Genomic DNA, 18698 nt, shown 5'->3' on the forward strand with positions numbered 1-18698 from the left:
TTCCGCACGTCTCCCTCTTCCCGGCAAGTACAGCTCAGACGCTCTCCACCTCAAACCGCAGTCCCAGCGCTTCCGTCTCCGCGTTGGGGTCCTTGCCCGCGACGAGGGCGTACCCGGCCCGCTCGGGGGTCAGCCACTCGGCGGTCACGCGGCGCAGGTCGTCCAGGGTGACGGCCAGCAGGCGGGCCTTGTACGCCTCCTGCACCTCGGGGGTGTAGCCCGCCTGATCGCCGAAGAAGCGCAGGCGCCCGGCGGTGTCGGGGCTGGTGAGGGGATCGAGGGTCTTGCTGGCCCCCAGGATGGCTTCGGTGAGTTCGCGCTCCCCGAGGTCGCCCGCGAGGAAGGTGGGCACGTCGCGGAACACCTCATAGGTGCGGGCGACGTGGGGGTCGCGGTAGCTGCTCATGGTGAAGACCCCGGCGCGGGCGTCGAAGGCCGCGCTGCCGCCGTAGGCGCCGCCCTTCTCGCGCAGTTCGGGCAGCAGGTACTCGCTCCGCAGCAGGCGCGAGAGCACCAGCAGCGCGGGGCTGTCGGGGTGGGTGTAGGGGACCGTCTGCCACGCCACCGCGTTGAAGGCGACGGGCGAGTCGGTCAGCCGCGCCTGCGGGCCGCCCGCGAGGGTGCCGGGCCGGGGCCGACCGACGGCCTCCCCCTCCCCGAACAGGTCCGTGACGGGGACGAGGTCGAGCGCGGCGTCCTCCGGGGTGGCGGTCAGGCACAGCAGCCCCTCGCTCTGGAGAATCAGGTCGCGGATGCGGCCGAAGCGTGAGAGCAGCGCGTCCACCTCGGCCTCACCGCCCTCCACGATGCGGGTGAGGGCAGCGAGCGCGGTCAGGCCGCTGAACTCCTCCTCAATGCGGGCGGCGGGGCTGACCTGCGCCCCGGCGAGGCGCTCGGCGTAGGCGCTCCCCGCGTTGACCACGCTGGCCTTCAGGCCCGCCAGCCGCTGCTTGAGCAGTTGGTCCAGCCGCTCGCGGGTGAACTCCGGCGCGGCGATCAGGTCCCGCAGCACCTCCACTAGTGCTCCCCCGTTGCGCGAGAGGGCCTTGCCGCCGAAGGTCAGCGAGAGCCGCAGCGCCTCCAAGTCGCCCGGCTGCCCGCCCACGCCCACGCTGGCGCTCACGCCGCCCGTCACGGCCTCGATGCGGCGGGCCAGCGCGAGGTAATCCTGTCCGGCGGCTCCGCTGCGGGTGACCGCATAGGCGTAGAGGGGCAGGGAGCCCAGGAGGTCTTCCGGCACCTCGGGCAGCCGCACCTGCACGTCCAGATATACCAGCCCGCCCGTGGGCTGCGGCACCCGGCCCACCAGCGCCCGGCGCACCGTCTCGGTGTCGTAGGGCACCCGCAGCACGGTCGCGGGCACATCGTTCAGGGTGAGGGTGGGGAGCACGCTGGGGTCGCTGGGCTGTTCCTGCAACTCCTTGAGGCGCAGGCTCTCCGCGACGATACGGGCGTGGTCTTCCCCGGTGAAGTCGGCACTCAGGCGCTCCACGAGTTCGCGCTCGCTCTGCTCGGTGCGGGCCATCAGCTCGGGGTCGGGGCGCAGGACCAGGGTGACGCGGTGGGGGTTGTCCAGCAGTTCGCGCTCAATCATCGGCTCGAAGACCCGCCCAGCGGCGAGGTCGGCCCGCAGGCGCTCCAGTTCGGCCTCCAGCCGCAGGCCGGTCACCGGGTCGCCGCCGTAGAGCCACGGCCCCAGCAGACGGAACATGACTTGCAGGGCGTACGGGAAGCCGCTGTTGGACACCTCGCGCTGGCTGATCTCGAACTGGTGCAGGCTGCTCTCGATCAGGGCGGGGTCGATGCCTTCTCCGGCGAGCTGGCGCAGGGTGCCGAGCACCAGCGCCTCAACCTCGTCGGCCTTGCCCGCGCTCAGGCCCTTGAGGCCCGCCGCAAAGGCTCTCTCGCGGAAGGCGTCAAGGTGGCCCGTCATGTCGGCCAGCGCACTCCCCAGTCCCGACTCGATCAGAGGGCGGGTTAGTGGCGCGGCGGGGTTGCCCAGCAGCACGTCCCCCAGCACGTTCCAGCGCAGGTTGGCGTCGGGGTCGGTCAAAAGGCCCAGCTTCCAGGCGACGAGGACCTGCCCGCCGCGCTCCACGTCGGTGCCGGGGTAGGTGACCTCCATGCGGCGCGGGGCGTCGAAGTTCGGCTGGTCGGGGATGCTCACGTCCAGCGTCTGGGGGCTGAACTTGGACATGACGTGCGCCTCGATCTCCTCCAGCACGCGGGCCAGGTCCAGGGTGCCGTAGGTGTAGAAAAAGGCGTTGCTGGGGTGGTAGTGCGCCGCATGAAAGGCCCGCAGGTCCTCGTAGGTGAGGTTGGGGATGTTTTCGGGGGCGCCGCCGGAGTTGTTCGCGTAGGTGAGGTCGGGGTAGAGCGCCGCGCCCAGCGAGCGGTACATCACCGAGCCCGCCGAGGCCATCGCGCCCTTCATCTCGTTGTAGACGACGCCCTGAAGCTTCAGCGTGCTTGTGGGGTCGTCCGGCGTCTCGAACTCGAAGCGGTGCCCGTCCTGCCGGAAGCTCTCGTAGCGCATCAGCGGGAAGAAGGTCGCGTCGAGGTACACGCCCAGCAGGTTGAAGTAGTCCTGCTCGTTGCGGGTGGAGAAGGGATAGGTCGTCCAGTCGCTCGCGGTCATCGCGTTCATGAAGGTGTTCAGCGACCGGGGCAGCATGGCGAAGAAGGGGTCGGCCACCGGGTAGTTCTGGCTGCCCATCAGGACGACGTGTTCGAGGATGTGCGCCACCCCCGTCGAGTCCTTGGGCACCGTCGGGAAGGTCACCCCGAAGGCGAGGTTGTCGTCCTCGCGGGCGACGTGGGCGTGCCGGGCGCCCAGCTCATGGCGCAGCAGCACCAGCGTGCCCTGCATCTCCGGCAGGGCCTCCACGCGCTCGACGGTGTAGCGGCCCAGGCGGTCGCCGGGGGCGGGCAGGGGCGGACGGGTTGTGACGGTCATGGGGAGAAGTCTAGCGCCGGGGCCGGGAGGAGCACGCCGCATCCGCGCGGGGTACGCTGAGCCATGACCGACCTCCTGATCCTGCTGGGGCTGATTGGCGTTCCGGCCGCGCTGACGCTGGGGTTCTGGCGCCTGCGCTCCAGCCTGGAGCACGGCACCGGACGGGTGGACCCGCTCACCGGAGCGCTGTTTTTTGGGGCCGTGGAGCGGGGGACCGAGGGGCTGAAGACGGGAGAGGCGCAGGCCAGCCGGGGCCGCGAAAACTGACCCTCCACCCCGACCCTCCTCATGCGGGGCCGCTACACTTCCGCCATGCGACAACTCTCCTCCGCGTGCGTGCTGCTGCTCGGCACCCTGGTGCTGGGGGCGTGCGGCGACACGCTGCCGACCGGGTCGGGCGCGACGGGCCTGCGCGACGCCCTGAACTTCACGACGAACAGCCTGCCGGTGGCCTACGCGGGCGAGCGCTATGAGGCCCCCCTGACCGTCGCGGGCGGCGCGGGGCCGTACACGGTGCGCCTCGCCTCGGGCACGCTGCCTCCCGGCGTGACCCTCAGCGGCCAGCGGCTCACGGGCACCCCCACCAAGACGGGGGCCTACACCTTCACGCTGGAAACCGCCGACGCCAACCTCAGCTCCAAGGTGCGCGAGTACACCCTCAACGTGAACGAGCTGCCCGCGCTGGCGGTCAGGCCCCAGCTTCCCACGGGCGAGTTACGCGGCGAGACGCGCATCCCGCTGAACATCACCGCCCCGCGCACCGTCCGCGCCGCCCGCGTGACCTGGGAACTGCCCGAGGGCGTGACGGTCACCCGCGTGCAGCCTGCCGACGCCGCCGGGGTGCTGTTCTGGAAGGTCACAGGCCGCACCCTGACGGTAGACCTGGGCTTCAAGAGCGTGCCCGCCAACGGCACCCGCGTCGCTCTGGTGGCACTGAAGCCGGAAAAGGTCGTCAAGCTGGACACCACCCGCTTCGCGTTCGAGGCGCGGGACGGGACCGGGAAGCTGCTGGCCGAGCAGAAGCTGCCTGCGCCGCCTGCCCCCGCGCCGACGGCGGCTCCGGCCCCAGCCACTGCCCCAGCGACGAGCGGCACGAGCACGACGGCTCCAGCGTCGTCCACGACCCCACCCCCCGCGCCCGCAGCGAAGCCGGCAACAACCACGCCGAACCCCACAACGCCTGCCGCACCCTCCACCCCTAACCCCACTCCCCCGGCCACACCCGGCAGCGGGGGCGGGCAGTGAAGCGGGCGTTGACGCTGCTGGCCGCGCTGACACTGGGGACGGTACCGCTCGCGGCGCAAGCGACGACGGCACCGACCCTCACCCTGACCCAGCAGGCACGGAAAGCGGCGATTATCGTGCGGGCCACGCTGGGCACCTCCACCCGCGTCACTGAGGGCGACGTGACCTGGGTGGTCTATCCCCTCACCGTGGGCGAAGCCGTGGTGGGCGACCCCGCGACCCTGCCGCAGCGGGAGGGCAAGCCCGCGCTGTACCTGCTCGCGGGCTTGGAAGGCGTGCCGGAACTCCGCGCCGGACAGGAGGGCTTCTTCCTGCTCTACGGTGGGCGGCTCGACAGTCCGCTGGTGGGCTTCTCGCAGGGCTTCTACCCCATCGTCAATGGGCAGGTCACGCGGCCGGGGGCCACAGCGGCCGACACCGCTTCCACGGGGACCGGCACAGTGACGGCCACAACGCCCGCTGCGGCGACGGGAACGGCGACCACACCCGCAACCCCGGCAACCACCGGGACAGCAGGAACTCCTCCGACCGCGACGACGCCGACCACATCTGGGACAACGACGCCCACGGCTCCGTCGGCTACCGGAACGACCGGGACCACGACCACGGGAGCGGCGGGGACAACTTCCACTGCCGCGACGCCTCCAACAACTCCTCCAGCCACCCCCAGTACCCCCGCGACAACAACCCCAGCCGCAACGACCCCAACCACACCCGCTGACTCGAACGCCTTTCCCACCGACCCGGCCGCCTTCCGGGACGCGCTGCGGGCGGCGCGGGGGGGCCAGTGATGCGGCGCGTTTCCCTGCTGGCCCTCGCGCTGCTGGCGGGCACAGCGAGCGCGGCGAGCGTGAAGCTGCGGCCCCAGGGCGCGGACCTGACCCGCGCGGTGGAGGCAGCGCTGGCGGCGATCAGCACGCCGGAAAACCCCGTCACGCTGGACACCAGCGGTGGCCCGGTGCTGGTGCTGGGGGGCACGGTGCCCTTCAACCCCGACGTAGCCGCCCGCACCCTGACCGTGGGGGGCGAGCGCCGCATCGAGTTCAACCCGCAGGGACCCCTCCCGCTGGCGGAGGTGCTGCGAACGGAGCTGGCGCGCGAACTGGGACTGCGCGAGTGGACGTCCGCTGCCGCCCGTGTGCGCCTCAGCGGAGCGGACCTCAACGGCGACGGCACCATCGACCTGACCGACCTCGCCCTGCTGATGAACAACTACGGCAAGACGGGGAGTCTCTCCGGCGACCTCAACGGCGACCGCAAGGTGGACGACGCGGACGTGCGGCTGTTCTCGGCGCAGTACAAGTTCTAGCCCTCAGTTCTCCGCCGTCAGCCTTCAGTTTTTCCTGCTGATGGCTGACGCTCTCTCCCCTGCTACCCTGCCCCCATGACAGGCGAAGAGCGCGACACCATCGACCTTCAGGACTTCCTGAAGCTGCGCGGCATGGTCGAGACCGGCGGCGAGGCCAAGTTCCGGGTGCAGGGCGGCGAGGTGCGGGTCAACGGGGAGATCGAGACGCGGCGGCGCAAGAAGCTGCGGCGGGGCGACGTGGTGGAGTACGCGGGCGAGCGCGTGCGGGTGGACTGGTGACGGGAGACGCGGCCTGGGCAGAGGCCCTGCTCGACTTCCGCCGCCGCAAGGACGCCCACTTCGCGTCGGGCAAGGGGCCGATCCCGGCGGAGGCGCTGGCCGACTTTCATGGCCTGAGCTACTTCGCCCCCGACCCGGAATGGGCTTTCGTGCTGCCTGTCGAGCCGGGCGACGGGAGCGAGGTCACCCTGGCGACGAACACGGGCGAAGCCCGCCCGATGGCCCGCTTCGGGGAAGTAACACTGCCACTCCCGGACGGCTCCCACCGCCTCACCCTCTTCGCGCCCCCCGGCGACGAGGCCCCCGCGCGGGTCTTTGTGCCTTTCCGTGACGGCACCAGTGGGCAGGACACCTACGGCGCCGGGCGCTACCTCGACGCGCCGCTGGCCCGCACGCCGGAGGGGTTGCGGGTGAGCCTCGATTTCAACCTCGCTTACCACCCCTACTGCGCCTACGGGGACGGGTGGACGTGCCCCCTGCCGCCGCGTGAGCACTGGCTGTCCGTACCGGTGCGGGCAGGCGAGCGACTGCCGGACCCCGAGCAGCCTTAACTCAGGACCCGTCGCCCCCAGCCTCTGGCCCACCCACCAGCCCCGGCGCAGGCCACAGCCGCAGGTTGGCGGGTCCGGCCACGTCACGCAGGTCCACCGGGCCATATGCGCGGGAGTCCAGACTTTCCCCGATCAGGCGGTTGTCTCCCAGTACCCAGACCTTGCCGGGGGGCACCCGCACGGGCGGCTGGTCGCTCAACACGCCGTCGTTGACATAGCTCTCGGCGAGCACGCGGCCATTCACGACGACCTGTCCGTCGCGGATTTCGACCGTCTCGCCGGGGAGCGCGATCAAACGTTTGACGTTGTAGGGGCGGTAGCGCAGCCCCAGACGGGTGTCGTAGCTGTAGGGGCTGTCGGCGGGGGCCTTGAAAATCAGCAGGTCGCCGCGCTGCGGGTAGGCGGTGGGCAGGCCCCACGCTCTCAGCCAGCGCGGGTATTTGAGTAGCAGCAGCAGGTCGCGGTTATGCAGAGTCGGCTCCATCGAGTTGCCGTCCACCCGCGCCAGGGTCGCCCCGAAGGTGGTCGCCAGCCACACCGGGAGCAGCGCCCCCAGAATCCAGACCCGCCAGACCTCGCGCCAGCCGCCGGAGACTCGCGGGGAAGGTGAAGGCGGCGTCACGCGGGGCATGCTAGAGCATTTGCACCGGAGCGCCGCCGCCTTCACCCGCGCTTCAGAATCTGGCAGGGGGACTGGGGCGGGGGCTAGGCTGGGACGCATGACCGCTCAGGAACTCATCGTCGAGAAATACCACGAGGGCCAGGGCACCCCCGCCCAGGCGGGCAAGATGGTCCGGGTCCACTACACCGGCACGCTGGAAAACGGCCAGAAGTTCGACTCCAGCCGCGACCGTGGCGAGCCCATTGAGTTCCCGCTGGGCGTGGGCTACGTCATTCCCGGCTGGGACCAAGGCATCGCGGGACTGCGCGTGGGGGACAAGGCCCGGCTGACCATCCCCGGCCACCTTGCCTACGGAGCGGCAGGCGTTCCCGGCGTGATTCCGCCGAACGCCACCCTGATCTTCGACGTGGAACTGGTGGACGTGCGCTAAAAGGGAGCGGCCAGCTTCCAGTCGCCAGCGAGAAGGGCGCCCCGCATGTGAGCTGCGGGGCGCCTCTCAGTTGGAGGGGTAAGCGACCCCTCGAACCCTTACTCCTCGTCCAGCGTGTCGCCCATCGAACCGATAGGATCGCCGTCCTCGATCTTCATGTTCCCCTGCTCGTCGAGGCCGCCCGTGCCCTCGTAACCGAGGTCGGTGGTGCCGGGGCTGTCCTGCACCACGCTGGCCTGCTGCGGCGTAGGAAAGGTGGACTCGGTGGGGCTCTCCGAGTCGGTGCTGCGCTGCTCCTGGGGGGCGTCGTTCTGCTCGTCGCTGCGGCGTCCGGTCATGGGGGCACGCTAGGCCGGGGCGCGGGCGGGTGCGTGTGCCGGGCGTGAAGCGGGGTTCACGGGGCTACAATCGCTCCACCCATGTCCAGATTGCTTGCCCTGCTAACCGCCGCGCTGGCCGCCGCTCCAGCGTTGGCGCAGACCCCGGCTTCCGCGCCCGCGCCCCTCCCTCTGCTGGCCCAGGCGACCACCTCCACCGCCCAGCCTATCCCCGCGAATGTCCTGCGCGTGCGCTACGTGCGGCCCGACGGCCAGTACGCGGGCTGGGGCCTCCACGCCTGGGAGGACACCACGGCGGCGGTGGAGTGGAGCAAGCCCCTCCCCCCGACCGGGCAGGACGCGGGCGGCGTGTACTGGGACCTGCCCCTCAAGCCGGGCGCCCAGAAGGTCGGCCTGATCGTCCACAAGGGCGACACCAAGGACCCCGGCGCCGACCAGTTCGCCGACCTTACGAAGGGCCGTGAGGTGCTGATCCAGAGCGGCAAGGCGGACCTGGCCTACGTCTCGCAGGAGGCGCCCGTGCCCGCTGGAACCGCCCGCATCAACTACTTCCGCCCCGACGGCAACTACGCGGGCTGGGGCCTCCACGTCTGGGAGGGTGCGAAGACGCCGACCGAGTGGACCACACCGCTCCCGCAGACCGGCACCAACTCCTTCGGCGTGTACTGGGACGTGCCCGTGAAAGACGGCTGGCAGAAACTAAATTTCATCGTACATAAGGGCGACGAGAAGGACCCCGGCCCCGACCAGAGCCTCGCGCAGACGGCGGGGAATCAGGCCTGGGTCGTCAGCGGCAAGGCAGAGGTGTTCACCACCCGCCCCGACACCAGCGTGCGGCAGGTGGGCGACCTGCAAAAGCAGCAGGCGATCATGGTGGGAGCCGATCTGGTGGCCGTGAAGCCCGAGCTAGTGCAGCCCGGCGCCTTCCTGACCCTGCACACGTCGCCCACCGCCGCCCTGAAGCTCACCCCGGCGGGCGTGGAGGGCGGCGACACGCTGACCCTGCTGCCCGTTGAAGGCGGGCTGACCCCGGCGCTGCAGGCACAGGTGCCTCACCTCGCGGGGTATGCCCTGCTGCGCGTGCGCGAGGAGGACCGCGCCCGAATCGGCACCGCCCTGCGCGGCCAGCTTGCCGTGAGCAGCGCCCTACCCGACGGCACGCTGCTGGGCGCGACCGGCGTGCAACCCGCCCGTGCGCTGGACGCCCTGTACGCCTATGACGGTCCCCTGGGCGTGACCTGGGCCGCTGGCCGCCCCACCCTGCGCCTGTGGGCTCCGACGGCGCAGGACGTGAAGCTGCGCCTCTGGGGCGCGGACGGCAGCGGCGAGCGCACCGTCGCCCTGACCCGCGACGCGCGGGGCGTCTGGAGTGTGGCGGGCGAGCCGGGCTGGAAGGGCCTGGGCTACCGCTACGAGGTCCGCGTCTTCGCGCCCAGCACGGGGAAGGTGGAAACCAACCTCGTGACCGACCCCTACGCGGTGGCGCTGAGCCTGAACTCCACGCGGGGCATTATCGCGGACCTGAACGACGCGGCCATGAAGCCGAAAGGCTGGGACACCCTCAAGAAGCCCGAGCTGGCGAGTGTGTCCGACCTCAGCCTGTATGAACTGCACGTGCGCGACTTCAGCGTGCTGGACCAGACGGTGCCTGCCGCGCAGCGCGGAACGTACCTCGCCTTCACCCAGAACGGCAGCGCGGGCATGAAGCACCTCAAGTCGCTGGCGGACGCAGGGCTGGGGGCCGTCCACCTCCTGCCCACCTTCGACATCGCCACAATCAACGAGAACAAGGCGGAGTGGAAGGCTCCGAATCCCGCCGACCTCGCCAAGTTGCCCGCCAACAGCGACGAGCAACAGAAGCGCGTGAGCGCCACCCGTGACGCCGACGGCTTCAACTGGGGTTACGACCCCTACCACTACACGGTGCCGGAGGGGAGCTACGCGGTGAACCCGGCGCAGCGCACGCTAGAATACCGCCAGATGGTCGCGGCGCTGAACGGGGCTGGGCTGCGCGTCGTGCAGGACGTGGTGTACAACCACACCAACGCGGCGGGGCAGGCCGAGCGCAGCGTGCTGGACAGGATCGTGCCGGGGTACTACCACCGCCTCAACCTCGACGGCGCGGTGGAGACGAGTACCTGCTGCGCGAACACCGCCTCCGAGCACCGGATGATGGAAAAGCTGACCATCGACTCGCTGCTGACCTGGGCGCGGCAGTACAAGGTGGACGGCTTCCGCTTCGACCTGATGGGCCACCACATGCTGGTCAACATGCAGAACGTGCGCCGGGCGCTCGACGGGCTGACCGTACAGAAAGACGGCGTGGACGGCAAGAAGATTTACGTCTACGGCGAGGGCTGGGACTTCGGGGAGGTCGAGAAGAACCGGCGGGGCGTGAACGCCACCCAGCTCAACCTCTACGGGCAGGGCATCGGCACCTTCAACGACCGCATCCGGGACGCGGTGCGGGGCGGGAACCCCTTCGGCGGGTTGCAGGACCAGGGCTTCGCCACCGGGCTGGCGACCCTGCCCAACGGCCTGCCGCAGAACACCGACCGGGCGCGGGCGCTCGCGCTTTCCGACCTCGTGCGCATCGGGCTGACCGGGAATCTGCGCGACTACCGCCTGACGAATGCGGTGGGCGTGGCGGTCACGGGCAGGGAGCTCTCCTATAACGGGGCGCCCGCCGGGTACGCCGCCAGCCCCCGCGAGACGATCAACTACGCCTCGGCGCACGACAACCAGACCCTCTGGGACGCCGTGCTGCTCAAGGCGCCGCGCACGGCGACCACCGCCCAGCGCGTCCGGATGAACAACCTCGCCATGAGCGTGGTCGGGCTGGGGCAGGGCATCCCCTTCTTTCACGCGGGTGAGGAACGGCTGCGCTCCAAGAGCTTCGACGGCGACTCGTACAACAGCGGCGACTGGTTCAACGCCATCGACTGGACGGGCCGCGACAACGGCTTTGGCCGGGGCCTCCCGCCCGCCGAGAAGAACGAGGGCAACTGGCCTCTGTACCGCCCCCTTCTGGCCGACGCGACCATACGGGTGACCCCGGCCGACGCCACCCGTGCCACCGACCACTTCCGCGAGACGCTCCAGATTCGCGCCAGCTCCAAACTGTTCCGGCTGGAGACGGGGGCGCAGGTGTCTCAGGCGCTGACCTTCCTGAATACCGGGCCGAACCAGACGCCCGGCGTGATCGTCATGAAGCTCAGCGGGCAGCCCGGCCAGGGCCAGCCGTACCGGGACATCGTGGTGGTATTCAACGGGAGCGGACAGGCCGTGAACTTCACCCACGCCAGCCTGCGGAACCTGCGGCTTGACCTGCATCCGGTCCTCGCCAAGTCCACCGACCCCATCGTGCGCGGCGCGAAAGCGGCGAATGGCACGCTGAACGTGCCCGCGCTGACGACGGCGGTGTTTGTCGGGAAGTAACCCCAGCCCCGTAGCGGCCTGTCCCCGGTTGGGAGCGGGCCGCTTCTCTTTAAGCCTAGACTCGCCCCATGCCCACTCCCCTGCCCGTGATTCTGGATGGCGACCCCGGCCTCGACGACGCCATTGCTTGGCTGCTCGCGTTCGCCAGCCCGGAGGAACTGGACATCCTCGCCCTCACGACCGTTCACGGCAACGTGGGGCTGGACCGGACCACCCGCAACGCCGGGGTGACGCTGGCGCTGGCGGGGGCCGACGTGCCGGTGTACGCCGGGGCCGACCGACCGTTGCTGCGCGACCCGGTGACGGCGGCCAATGTCCACGGCGAGATGGGCCTGCCCGCCGCCGACCTGCCGGAGCCGTCACGGGGGCCAGAGGCGGAGCACGCGGTCCACTTCATCGTGCGGACGGTGCGCGAACGGCCCAGCGAGATCACGCTGGTCGCCACGGGACCGCTGACGAACGTGGCGCTCGCCTTCCGGCTGGCCCCCGACCTGCCGGGCCTGCTGCGCGAGGTCGTCTGGATGGGCGGCAGCACCGGCGAGGGCAACCGCACGCCCTCCGCCGAGTTCAACGCGCTGGCTGACCCCCACGCGGCGCAGATCGTGCTGACCTCCGGGGCGCAGGTGCGGATGTTTGGCCTGAACGTGACCATGCAGGCGGTCGCCACGCCCGAGCGGGTAGAGCGGCTGCGCGGGCTGGGGAACCGGGCGGGCCGGGTCAGCGCCGAACTGCTTACCTTCTATGCAGGCATCTACCGCGAACGCTACGGCCTGAGCGGTGGGGCGCTCCACGACCCTCTGGCGGTGGCCGCCGTGATTCGCCCGGAACTGTGCCGGATGAAGGCCATGAATGTGCAGGTGGAAACGCACGAGGGGCTGAACTTCGGCCGGACCGTCTGCGACCTTTACGGGGTGACGGAGAAGCCCGCGAATGTGGAGGTGGCGGTAGAGGTGGACGACAGGGCCTTTTTTGAGCTGCTGCTGGAGCGGGTGGGACGGTTGGGGTAGAGGAGTTGGGATCAGGGCTGCCAGTGTCAGGAACGGCGAGCGTGACTTTCCACCCCCTCCCCCAGCCCTCTCCTTTGGAGCTGTGCCAGTCCCCCACAAGAAGGGAGGGAGAAAAGCAGCACACCCAGCGGCAGCAACCTCCCGCACATCGGGCACCGCAAGGGAAGGGGAAGCAGAGGCTGGAGCCTTCTGAACAACGGGCACAGCGGACGCCGCACAGGAGCGGGCGAGCGGCTCCCGCACCGCCTTCACCACGGCGGCTCGCGCAGCGAGACGGTGGCCGCGACGAGGCCGCACCGAAATCCAACATTCCGGCAGAAGACAGCGCCCACCCGCGCCGCCCGTGTGTCCCTGCCTAGCGCAGCGTGGCTCCCCTCCACCCAGGACCAGACGCGCTGAATGAGTGAGCGGCAACGCGCGGGCCGCCCCGCGCGGCAGAGACGTTGCCCCCTGTGGGGGGAGGGGCTGGGGGTGGGGGCAAGCCGAATCAAGACAGCCTGCCCACCACTCCCCCCACCTCATCCTCCCCCATCGCCTCGAACCGCCCCCGAAACAACCAGTACGTCTCATCCGCAATGTGCAGCGCCCCCACCCCCTCATTCCGCGACCGCACCCGCCGCAACGCCTCCTCGTCGGGCACGGTCAGGACGTGGAAGGTCAGCGGCACGCCCAACCCGGCCGCCCTCGCCCGCAGCGCGTCCCGACTCGCCCGCGTCCAGAAGCCGTGATCCAGAATGACGGGCACGCCCAGTTCCAGCGCCCGCACCCACTGCGTTTCCATCAGCTCCATGACCCGCGAGTGGTAGACTGGGAAGAGCCCCTCGGGCGGGTCCTGGCCGTACAGGGCGACCATCCATTCGTCGCTCGTGAAGCGCATCCCCGGCAACTCGCGCTCCAGCCGCCGCGCGAACGTCGTCTTGCCGCTGCCGATAAAGCCGTGAAGGGCGTGAATGTGCGGCTCAGGCATTGCCGCCTACCCGCAGCGGCACCCGCTCGCCCCCCGGCAAGCGGTAGGCGGTGAGGAGCTGGGCGGGCAGGTCCGCGATCACGTAGGGCACCGGGTAGGCGGCCAGCCGGGTATCGGTGTCGCTGGGCCACGCCGGGCCGCGCGGGTGGCTGTGGTACAGGGCGACGAGCGTCTGCCCGCCGAGCTGCATCGCACGCAGCGCCTTGAGCAGGTGGCCGGGATCGGCGAGGTAGGTCCGCTCGGGGTCGGGGGCGATGTTGGGGAGGGGGTAGAGGGCGGCGGCATGCGTGGCCTCGCCCTGCGCGTGCCCGCCGAGCGCCCCCACACACTCGCGCGGGGCCTCGCGGCGGGCGTGCGCCCACAGCGCGTCCGCGAGAGCGGGAGGCAGGATCAGGGTCACCCCGGCATTATCCATGCCGCGCCTGACCCATGCCCCATCACGCCCCCGTCACAGGTGAGCGGAGCAAAAAGCGGCGCTGGGCGCGGGCGGCGGGCGCCGGGGGTGGGCTACACTGCGGGCTATGGCGAAGGCTCGTGCAAAAACGGCTCCTCCCCCCAGTCGGTTTGACGGGGAGGCGCTGGGTCTGGTGCTGTTCGCACTGGGCATCTTCCTGGCAGTGACCCTGCTGCTGCCGCAGTTTTTCACGGGCGGCGGCATCATGGCGCAGGCGAATGAGGCCCTCACCGGCTGGCTGGGCTGGGGCGCCACGCTGCTGCCGCTGGTGCCGGTGTGTTACGGGGTGCTGGTGTTCCTGGGCCGCGACCTTTCCGGCCTGACCCGGCGGGTGCTGGGCGGCGCGGTGGTGGTGGCCGCCCTCCTCGCCCTGCACGAGGTCTTCGTGCCGGGCGCCGCTGGGGAGGGGGCCGCCGTGGTGATGGCCCCGCTCACGGGGGCACTGAGCTACGCTGCCGCCCTGCTGCCGCTGGTGGTGCTGACCCTGGGGGTGGAGATCATGCTGCGGCTGGCGCCCTTCACGCTCCTCAAGGGCTTTTTCCGGGGCGTCAGCGTGCTGCTGGGCGGCGGGGCGACCGCGGTGCAGGGGGCCATCGAGGCGCGGCAGGACGGGCGCGAGGCGGCGCGGGCACGGGGCGGCGTGCGGCAGGCGCTGGCGGCGCAGACCCGTGAGTTGGAAGCGCTACGCCGCCTCTATCCGGGTGCCCAGGCCCTGCGCGACCAGCAGGACGAGATTCGCGCGGCCACCCGCGACCTGCGCCGCCAGGACGAGGCAGGGCTCAAGGGGCTGGAGGGTGACCTGAAGGCCTGGCGCGAGGTCACTACGACCTTCGTGGGAAACGCCGCCCGCGACCTGCGGACCGAGGTGGCGGCCGAGGCCCCCGACGCGGGTGCCCAGGCCGAGGCCGCCGCGAACGAGGTCCGGGCCGGACGCCACGAACTGTGCGTGGAACTGCCGGGCACCCTGGCAAGTGGGGCGCTGGAGCGGCTGCGCCGGGGCCTCGTGACCGATCTGCAACGCCTCGCCGCCCGCGCCGGAAAGCTGGAGCGCGAACGGCAGGCGGCCGAGAAGGCCCTCGCCAAGCCCGACGCGGGGGTGCTGGCCCGTGAGCAGGCCGCGCACCGCGAGCGGGCCAAAGCCTGGCGCGACCTCGCCGAGGACTTCACCACCTGGCGGGCCCGCGAGCGGCACTACCCCGGCTGGCCCGACCTCGCGGCGGCTTTCGACCGGGCGCCCACCGAACTCGCCGCCGCCCTCGCAGAAGCGCTTGCCAGCGATCCCGGCGGCACCCTGGCCGACCAGGCGGGGTGGCGCGTGCGGCTGGAGCGGGCGCAGCAGGACGCCCTGGAACGCGCGGCGGCGATGGCGGTGGGGGCGGTGCCGCTCAGCCAGACCGCCCCCACCCGCCCGGACGCCGAGGAGACGGCGGCGGTCGCCCCCACCCTGGACTTCGACTTCACCCAGCCCAAGGCCGAGGAGGACACGGTGGACGAGCCTGCCTCTCCCCTCCCCTCCCCCCCGGCGGCTGACCCCACGACCACGGTCCTCGCCGCCGTGCCGCCCGAACCCGACGTGCTGCTGGGCACCGGGACCGACGGGGTGCGGGCCGCGCCTCCCCGCCCGGCTCTGCACCCCCAGCCCGAGGCCAAAGCCGCTGCCCCCTGGGAGAGCGCCGAACCCGAGCGCCGCCGCCCGACCCAGGGGGCGACCGACATCGCGCTGCCGGGCTATGACCTGCTCGACCCGATCCCGGCGGGCACGGTGAACCCGGCCGCCCTGCAGGTCGCCGCCCAGCAGCGGGCCGCCGTGATCGACCAGACGCTGCGGCACTTCGGCCTCCAGGCCCGCGTGGTGGATTTCGCGCGGGGGCCGACCGTCACCCGCTACGAGATTGAACCCGCGCCCGGCGAGAAGATCAGCCGCATCGCCTCGCTCTCCAATGACCTCGCCCGGGCGCTGGCGGTCGGCGGCGTGCGCGTCGAGGCCCCGGTGCCCGGCAAGAGCGTGATCGGCCTGGAAGTACCCAACCTCGAGCGCGAGCCGGTCACCTTCCATCAGGCGGCGGCCGCACCCACCTTCCGGGGCACCCGCGCGAAGTTGCCCATTATCCTGGGCAAGAGCATCGACGGCGAGCTGATGGTCGGGGACCTCGCCAAGATGCCGCACCTCCTGATCGCGGGCTCGACGGGCTCGGGCAAGTCGGTGTGCGTGAACACGCTGATCACCAGCCTGCTCTATCGCTACCTGCCCACCGAACTGCGCTTCCTGATGGTGGACCCCAAGATGGTCGAACTCACGCCCTACGACGGAATTCCGCACCTTGTCCGGCCAGTGGTCACCAACCCGATGGACGCGGCAGGCGTGCTGCTCGGCGCGGTCGCCCACATGGAGCGGCGTTACAAGATGATGAGTCAGGTCGGGGCGAAGAACCTCGAGCAGTACAACGCCAAGATGCGGCAGGTGGGCGAGACGGAGCTGCCGCACCTCGTCATCATCATCGACGAGCTGGCCGACCTGATGATCACCTCGCCCAAGGAGGTCGAGTCGGCGATCATGCGCCTCGCGCAGATGGCCCGCGCGACCGGGATGCACCTCGTCCTCGCCACCCAGCGGCCCAGCGTGGACATCCTGACCAGCCTGATCAAGGTGAACGTGCCCGCCCGCATCGCCTTTGCCGTGAGCAGCAGCCACGACTCGCGCACCATTCTCGACTCGGTGGGCGCCGAGCGCCTGACCGGGATGGGCGACATGCTGTTCTACCAGCCGGGCCTGATCAAGCCCGTGCGGTTGCAGGGGCCGTACATCTCGGAGGTCGAGTCGGCCCGCGTCGCCGACGAGCTGCGGCGGCAGGTCTTCGAGGACGCCTTCGTGGAGGCTTACGGCTCCGACTTCGAGGGCGCTCCGGAAGCCAGCGGCCCCGGCCCGGATAAGGCCAACATGGACTTTTCCGACCCGCTGCTGCGCCAGGCGGCCCTGATCTGCATCGAGGAGGGGCAGGGCAGCGTGTCCCGCCTCCAACGCCGCCTCTCGGTGGGCCACGCCCGCGCAGGCAAGCTGATGGACATGCTCGAAGCGATGGGGATCGTCTCCAAGCACCAGGGCAGCAAGCCGCGCGACGTGCTCATCACGGAGGCCGACCTGCCGGAGTACTTCGGTCGCTGATTCTGTAACTAAGTGAGCTTCCGATGAGAAAGCGGCCAATCCCGGCCGTTTTTTCTTTTAGGAGATGTGGGGGAAAGGTTACCGAAGTTGCGTTTCGAGGCAGCGTGTAGAACATTGGGGAGCGGACCAGCCTTTCCAAATTCTCTTTTCGAGGTGATGTCATGAAGAAGCAGACCAGCCTGCTCACGCTCAGCCTGATGCTCGCGACCCCCGCGCTTGCCGGTGGGGCCGGTGCGCCCGCTGCCCAGAACCCCGCGACCTGCCGCAACATCGCGCAGATCGTCTCCAGCGACCCGCAGTTCAGCACCCTGCTGACGGCCGTCGAGGCCGCCGGGCTGACCGAGACCCTCTCGAGCGGGCAGTTCACGGTCTTCGCGCCCACCAACGCGGCCTTTGCCAAGCTGCCCAGCGACCAGCTCGCCATGATCCTCAACGACGAGGAGATGCTGCGCAGCGTGCTGCTGTACCACGTCGTGCCCGGCAAGGTCGCCTCGGCCCAGGTCCGCAGCCTGACGAGCGCCCGCACCGCGCAGGGCGCCACTGTGAACGTGCGCGTGATGAACGGCCGCGTCATGATCAACAACGCCGCCGTGACCCGTGCCGACGTGGCCGCCTGCAACGGCGTGATTCACGTGATCGACACCGTGCTGGTGCCGCCCGTCGCCCCCGCCGCGGCGACCCCCGCTCCCGCTGCCCCGGTCGTGAGCACGCCCGCTCCCGCCGCGCCCGTGACGACCGCCCCGGCGGTCACGGCGCCCGCGGCCTTCGACATCCGCAGCATCCCCGCCGTGCCGCTGACCGGGGCGACCACGACCACCACGACGACCACCACGGAAACCACCACCACCGCGACGACGACCACGGAAACGGCGACCACCGAGACCGCAGCCGAGTCGACCGAGACGGCGGCGGAAACCACCACCGAGACGGCCACCGAGGTCACGGTCGCCACGAACACCCTGTATGACGTGATCGTGGCCGACGACCGCTTCACGACGCTGCTCGACCTGCTCAGCGACGCGGGGCTGACCGAGACGCTGACCACCGGCGAGTTCACCGTCTTCGCGCCCACCAACGAGGCCTTCGCGGCCCTCGACGAGGCGACCCTGGCCAATCTCGCCGCCAACCCCGACGTGCTGCGGCAGGTGCTGCTGTACCACGTGGTGCAGGGCCGCCTGACGGCCGAGCAGCTTGCCAGCAGCACCAGCCTGACCTCGGTGCAGGGCGGTGCGCTGTCCCTGGGCCAGAGCGGGACCTCGCGGACGGTCAATGCCTCCCCGATCGCCGAGACCTTCGCCACCGCCAGCAACGGCACCATCTTCGTGATCAATCAGGTGCTGCTGCCCCCCGGCCTGACCATCCCCGCAGCCGAGGCCGTCGAGGAAGCGCCTGCCACGGCCGAGACGACCGCCACCACCACCGAGACGGCCCCAGCTACTGCGGCTCTGGCGACCACGGCGACGGCCCCGGCCACCACGACCACCACCGCCACGGCGACCGTCACCCCCGCGGCGGGGAGCCTCGCGGCCTTCGTCACGACCGATCCCCGCTTCAGCATCCTCGCGGAGCTGGTGCAGGCGGCGGGGCTGGCCGAGACGCTGGGCGGCGGCGAGTTCACCCTCTTCGCGCCCACGAACGACGCCTTTAACGCCGTGCCTGCCGCCACCCTGACGGCGCTGCGTGCGGACCCCGCCCGCCTGCGGCAGATCCTGCTGTACCACGTGGTCCCCGGCCGCGTGACGGCGACGGCACTGGCCGAGAGCCCCAACCTCACCACGGCGGCGGGCACGCCGGTCGCGCTGACCCGCCCCAGCGGCAGCACGGGGACCCGGATCGGGGCCGCGACCATCCAGGGCGAGGGGATCGCCACCTCCAACGGCACCGTGTACATCATCGACACCGTGCTGATTCCCGCCGGGCAGTAAGCTCACCCGCCCGT

The 18698-nt window shown here is 70.9% G+C and carries 16 protein-coding genes; 11 read left to right on the forward strand and 5 right to left on the reverse strand.

The features are described 5' to 3' along the window. Nucleotides 1–34 precede the first annotated feature (34 nt). Nucleotides 35–2956 (reverse strand): insulinase family protein, encoded by a 2922-nt coding sequence (locus tag F8S09_RS05945; RefSeq protein WP_152869713.1) that lies wholly within the window; start codon nucleotides 2954–2956, stop codon nucleotides 35–37. Between the two features lie 63 nt (nucleotides 2957–3019). Between F8S09_RS05945 and F8S09_RS05950 the strand changes: the two genes are divergently transcribed. The 6 genes from F8S09_RS05950 (at nucleotide 3020) to F8S09_RS05975 (ending at nucleotide 6340) form a co-directional block, all read left to right on the forward strand. After that, entirely contained in the window at nucleotides 3020–3223 is a 204-nt protein-coding gene (locus tag F8S09_RS05950) for a hypothetical protein (RefSeq protein ID WP_152869715.1), read from the forward strand. A gap of 45 nt (nucleotides 3224–3268) precedes the next feature. Beyond that, nucleotides 3269–4201, forward strand: coding sequence for an Ig domain-containing protein (locus tag F8S09_RS05955; RefSeq protein WP_194165224.1), 933 nt, complete (start codon nucleotides 3269–3271; stop codon nucleotides 4199–4201). Continuing rightward, entirely contained in the window at nucleotides 4198–4992 is a 795-nt protein-coding gene (locus F8S09_RS05960) for a hypothetical protein (protein ID WP_322618574.1), read from the forward strand. Before F8S09_RS05955 ends, F8S09_RS05960 begins: the two co-directional genes overlap by 4 nt. After that, a complete protein-coding gene (locus F8S09_RS05965; protein WP_152869717.1) occupies nucleotides 4992–5510 on the forward strand; it encodes a hypothetical protein in 519 nt (172 codons plus the stop codon). The genes F8S09_RS05960 and F8S09_RS05965 overlap by 1 nt, the downstream gene beginning before the upstream one ends. A 75-nt stretch (nucleotides 5511–5585) precedes the next feature. Then, the gene (locus tag F8S09_RS05970) at nucleotides 5586–5789 is read left to right on the forward strand and encodes an RNA-binding S4 domain-containing protein (protein ID WP_152869719.1); all 204 of its coding nucleotides are present in this window, start codon (nucleotides 5586–5588) and stop codon (nucleotides 5787–5789) included. Further along, nucleotides 5786–6340 (forward strand): DUF1684 domain-containing protein, encoded by a 555-nt coding sequence (locus tag F8S09_RS05975; protein WP_322618575.1) that lies wholly within the window; start codon nucleotides 5786–5788, stop codon nucleotides 6338–6340. The genes F8S09_RS05970 and F8S09_RS05975 overlap by 4 nt, the downstream gene beginning before the upstream one ends. A 1-nt stretch (nucleotide 6341) precedes the next feature. Here F8S09_RS05975 and lepB read toward each other — a convergent pair whose 3' ends face one another. After that, nucleotides 6342–6971 carry a signal peptidase I gene (lepB, locus tag F8S09_RS05980; RefSeq protein ID WP_152869722.1) on the reverse strand — a complete coding sequence of 210 codons (630 nt, stop codon included), beginning with the start codon at nucleotides 6969–6971 and terminating at the stop codon, nucleotides 6342–6344. 88 nt (nucleotides 6972–7059) lie between these two features. Here lepB and F8S09_RS05985 point away from each other — a divergent pair, with 88 nt between their 5' ends. Next, entirely contained in the window at nucleotides 7060–7392 is a 333-nt protein-coding gene (locus F8S09_RS05985; RefSeq protein WP_152869724.1) for an FKBP-type peptidyl-prolyl cis-trans isomerase, read from the forward strand. A 98-nt stretch (nucleotides 7393–7490) separates the two neighbouring features. Here F8S09_RS05985 and F8S09_RS05990 read toward each other — a convergent pair whose 3' ends face one another. Continuing rightward, nucleotides 7491–7730 carry a hypothetical protein gene (locus tag F8S09_RS05990; RefSeq protein ID WP_152869726.1) on the reverse strand — a complete coding sequence of 80 codons (240 nt, stop codon included), beginning with the start codon at nucleotides 7728–7730 and terminating at the stop codon, nucleotides 7491–7493. An 81-nt stretch (nucleotides 7731–7811) separates the two neighbouring features. Here F8S09_RS05990 and pulA point away from each other — a divergent pair, with 81 nt between their 5' ends. Together pulA and F8S09_RS06000 are read left to right on the forward strand one after the other, a co-directional pair. Next, nucleotides 7812–11168, forward strand: a complete 3357-nt coding sequence (gene pulA, locus F8S09_RS05995) for a pullulanase-type alpha-1,6-glucosidase (protein ID WP_152869728.1) — start codon at nucleotides 7812–7814, stop codon at nucleotides 11166–11168. Nucleotides 11169–11236: 68 nt separating this feature from the next. Beyond that, on the forward strand, nucleotides 11237–12175 hold the full coding sequence (locus tag F8S09_RS06000) for a nucleoside hydrolase (protein WP_152869730.1): 939 nt from the start codon (nucleotides 11237–11239) through the stop codon (nucleotides 12173–12175). 487 nt (nucleotides 12176–12662) lie between these two features. Here the strand turns inward: F8S09_RS06000 and F8S09_RS06005 are convergent, their stop codons facing one another. Together F8S09_RS06005 and F8S09_RS06010 are read right to left on the reverse strand one after the other, a co-directional pair. Next, entirely contained in the window at nucleotides 12663–13142 is a 480-nt protein-coding gene (locus F8S09_RS06005; protein ID WP_152869732.1) for an AAA family ATPase, read from the reverse strand. Beyond that, nucleotides 13135–13542, reverse strand: a complete 408-nt coding sequence (locus tag F8S09_RS06010; RefSeq protein WP_407643652.1) for a Mov34/MPN/PAD-1 family protein — start codon at nucleotides 13540–13542, stop codon at nucleotides 13135–13137. Before F8S09_RS06010 ends, F8S09_RS06005 begins: the two co-directional genes overlap by 8 nt. 121 nt (nucleotides 13543–13663) lie before the next feature. Here F8S09_RS06010 and F8S09_RS06015 point away from each other — a divergent pair, with 121 nt between their 5' ends. After that, entirely contained in the window at nucleotides 13664–16759 is a 3096-nt protein-coding gene (locus F8S09_RS06015) for a DNA translocase FtsK (protein WP_152869736.1), read from the forward strand. Between the two features lie 161 nt (nucleotides 16760–16920). Further along, on the forward strand, nucleotides 16921–18684 hold the full coding sequence (locus F8S09_RS06020; RefSeq protein ID WP_152869738.1) for a fasciclin domain-containing protein: 1764 nt from the start codon (nucleotides 16921–16923) through the stop codon (nucleotides 18682–18684). Nucleotides 18685–18698 lie beyond the last annotated feature (14 nt).

Origin of the sequence: Deinococcus terrestris (genome assembly GCF_009377345.1) — a bacterium.
Taxonomy (GTDB): domain Bacteria; phylum Deinococcota; class Deinococci; order Deinococcales; family Deinococcaceae; genus Deinococcus; species Deinococcus terrestris.

Excerpts from the sequence above, each read along its gene's own strand:
- F8S09_RS05945 (WP_152869713.1), bottom strand. The coding sequence starts at position 2,956 with ATGACCGTCACAACCCGTCCGCCCCTGCCCGCCCCCGGCGACCGCCTG.
- F8S09_RS05950 (WP_152869715.1), top strand. The coding sequence starts at position 3,020 with ATGACCGACCTCCTGATCCTGCTGGGGCTGATTGGCGTTCCGGCCGCG.
- F8S09_RS05955 (WP_194165224.1), top strand. The coding sequence starts at position 3,269 with ATGCGACAACTCTCCTCCGCGTGCGTGCTGCTGCTCGGCACCCTGGTG.
- F8S09_RS05965 (WP_152869717.1), top strand. The coding sequence starts at position 4,992 with ATGCGGCGCGTTTCCCTGCTGGCCCTCGCGCTGCTGGCGGGCACAGCG.
- F8S09_RS05970 (WP_152869719.1), top strand. The coding sequence starts at position 5,586 with ATGACAGGCGAAGAGCGCGACACCATCGACCTTCAGGACTTCCTGAAG.
- lepB (WP_152869722.1), bottom strand. The coding sequence starts at position 6,971 with ATGCCCCGCGTGACGCCGCCTTCACCTTCCCCGCGAGTCTCCGGCGGC.
- F8S09_RS05985 (WP_152869724.1), top strand. The coding sequence starts at position 7,060 with ATGACCGCTCAGGAACTCATCGTCGAGAAATACCACGAGGGCCAGGGC.
- F8S09_RS05990 (WP_152869726.1), bottom strand. The coding sequence starts at position 7,730 with ATGACCGGACGCCGCAGCGACGAGCAGAACGACGCCCCCCAGGAGCAG.
- pulA (WP_152869728.1), top strand. The coding sequence starts at position 7,812 with ATGTCCAGATTGCTTGCCCTGCTAACCGCCGCGCTGGCCGCCGCTCCA.
- F8S09_RS06000 (WP_152869730.1), top strand. The coding sequence starts at position 11,237 with ATGCCCACTCCCCTGCCCGTGATTCTGGATGGCGACCCCGGCCTCGAC.
- F8S09_RS06005 (WP_152869732.1), bottom strand. The coding sequence starts at position 13,142 with ATGCCTGAGCCGCACATTCACGCCCTTCACGGCTTTATCGGCAGCGGC.
- F8S09_RS06015 (WP_152869736.1), top strand. The coding sequence starts at position 13,664 with ATGGCGAAGGCTCGTGCAAAAACGGCTCCTCCCCCCAGTCGGTTTGAC.
- F8S09_RS06020 (WP_152869738.1), top strand. The coding sequence starts at position 16,921 with ATGAAGAAGCAGACCAGCCTGCTCACGCTCAGCCTGATGCTCGCGACC.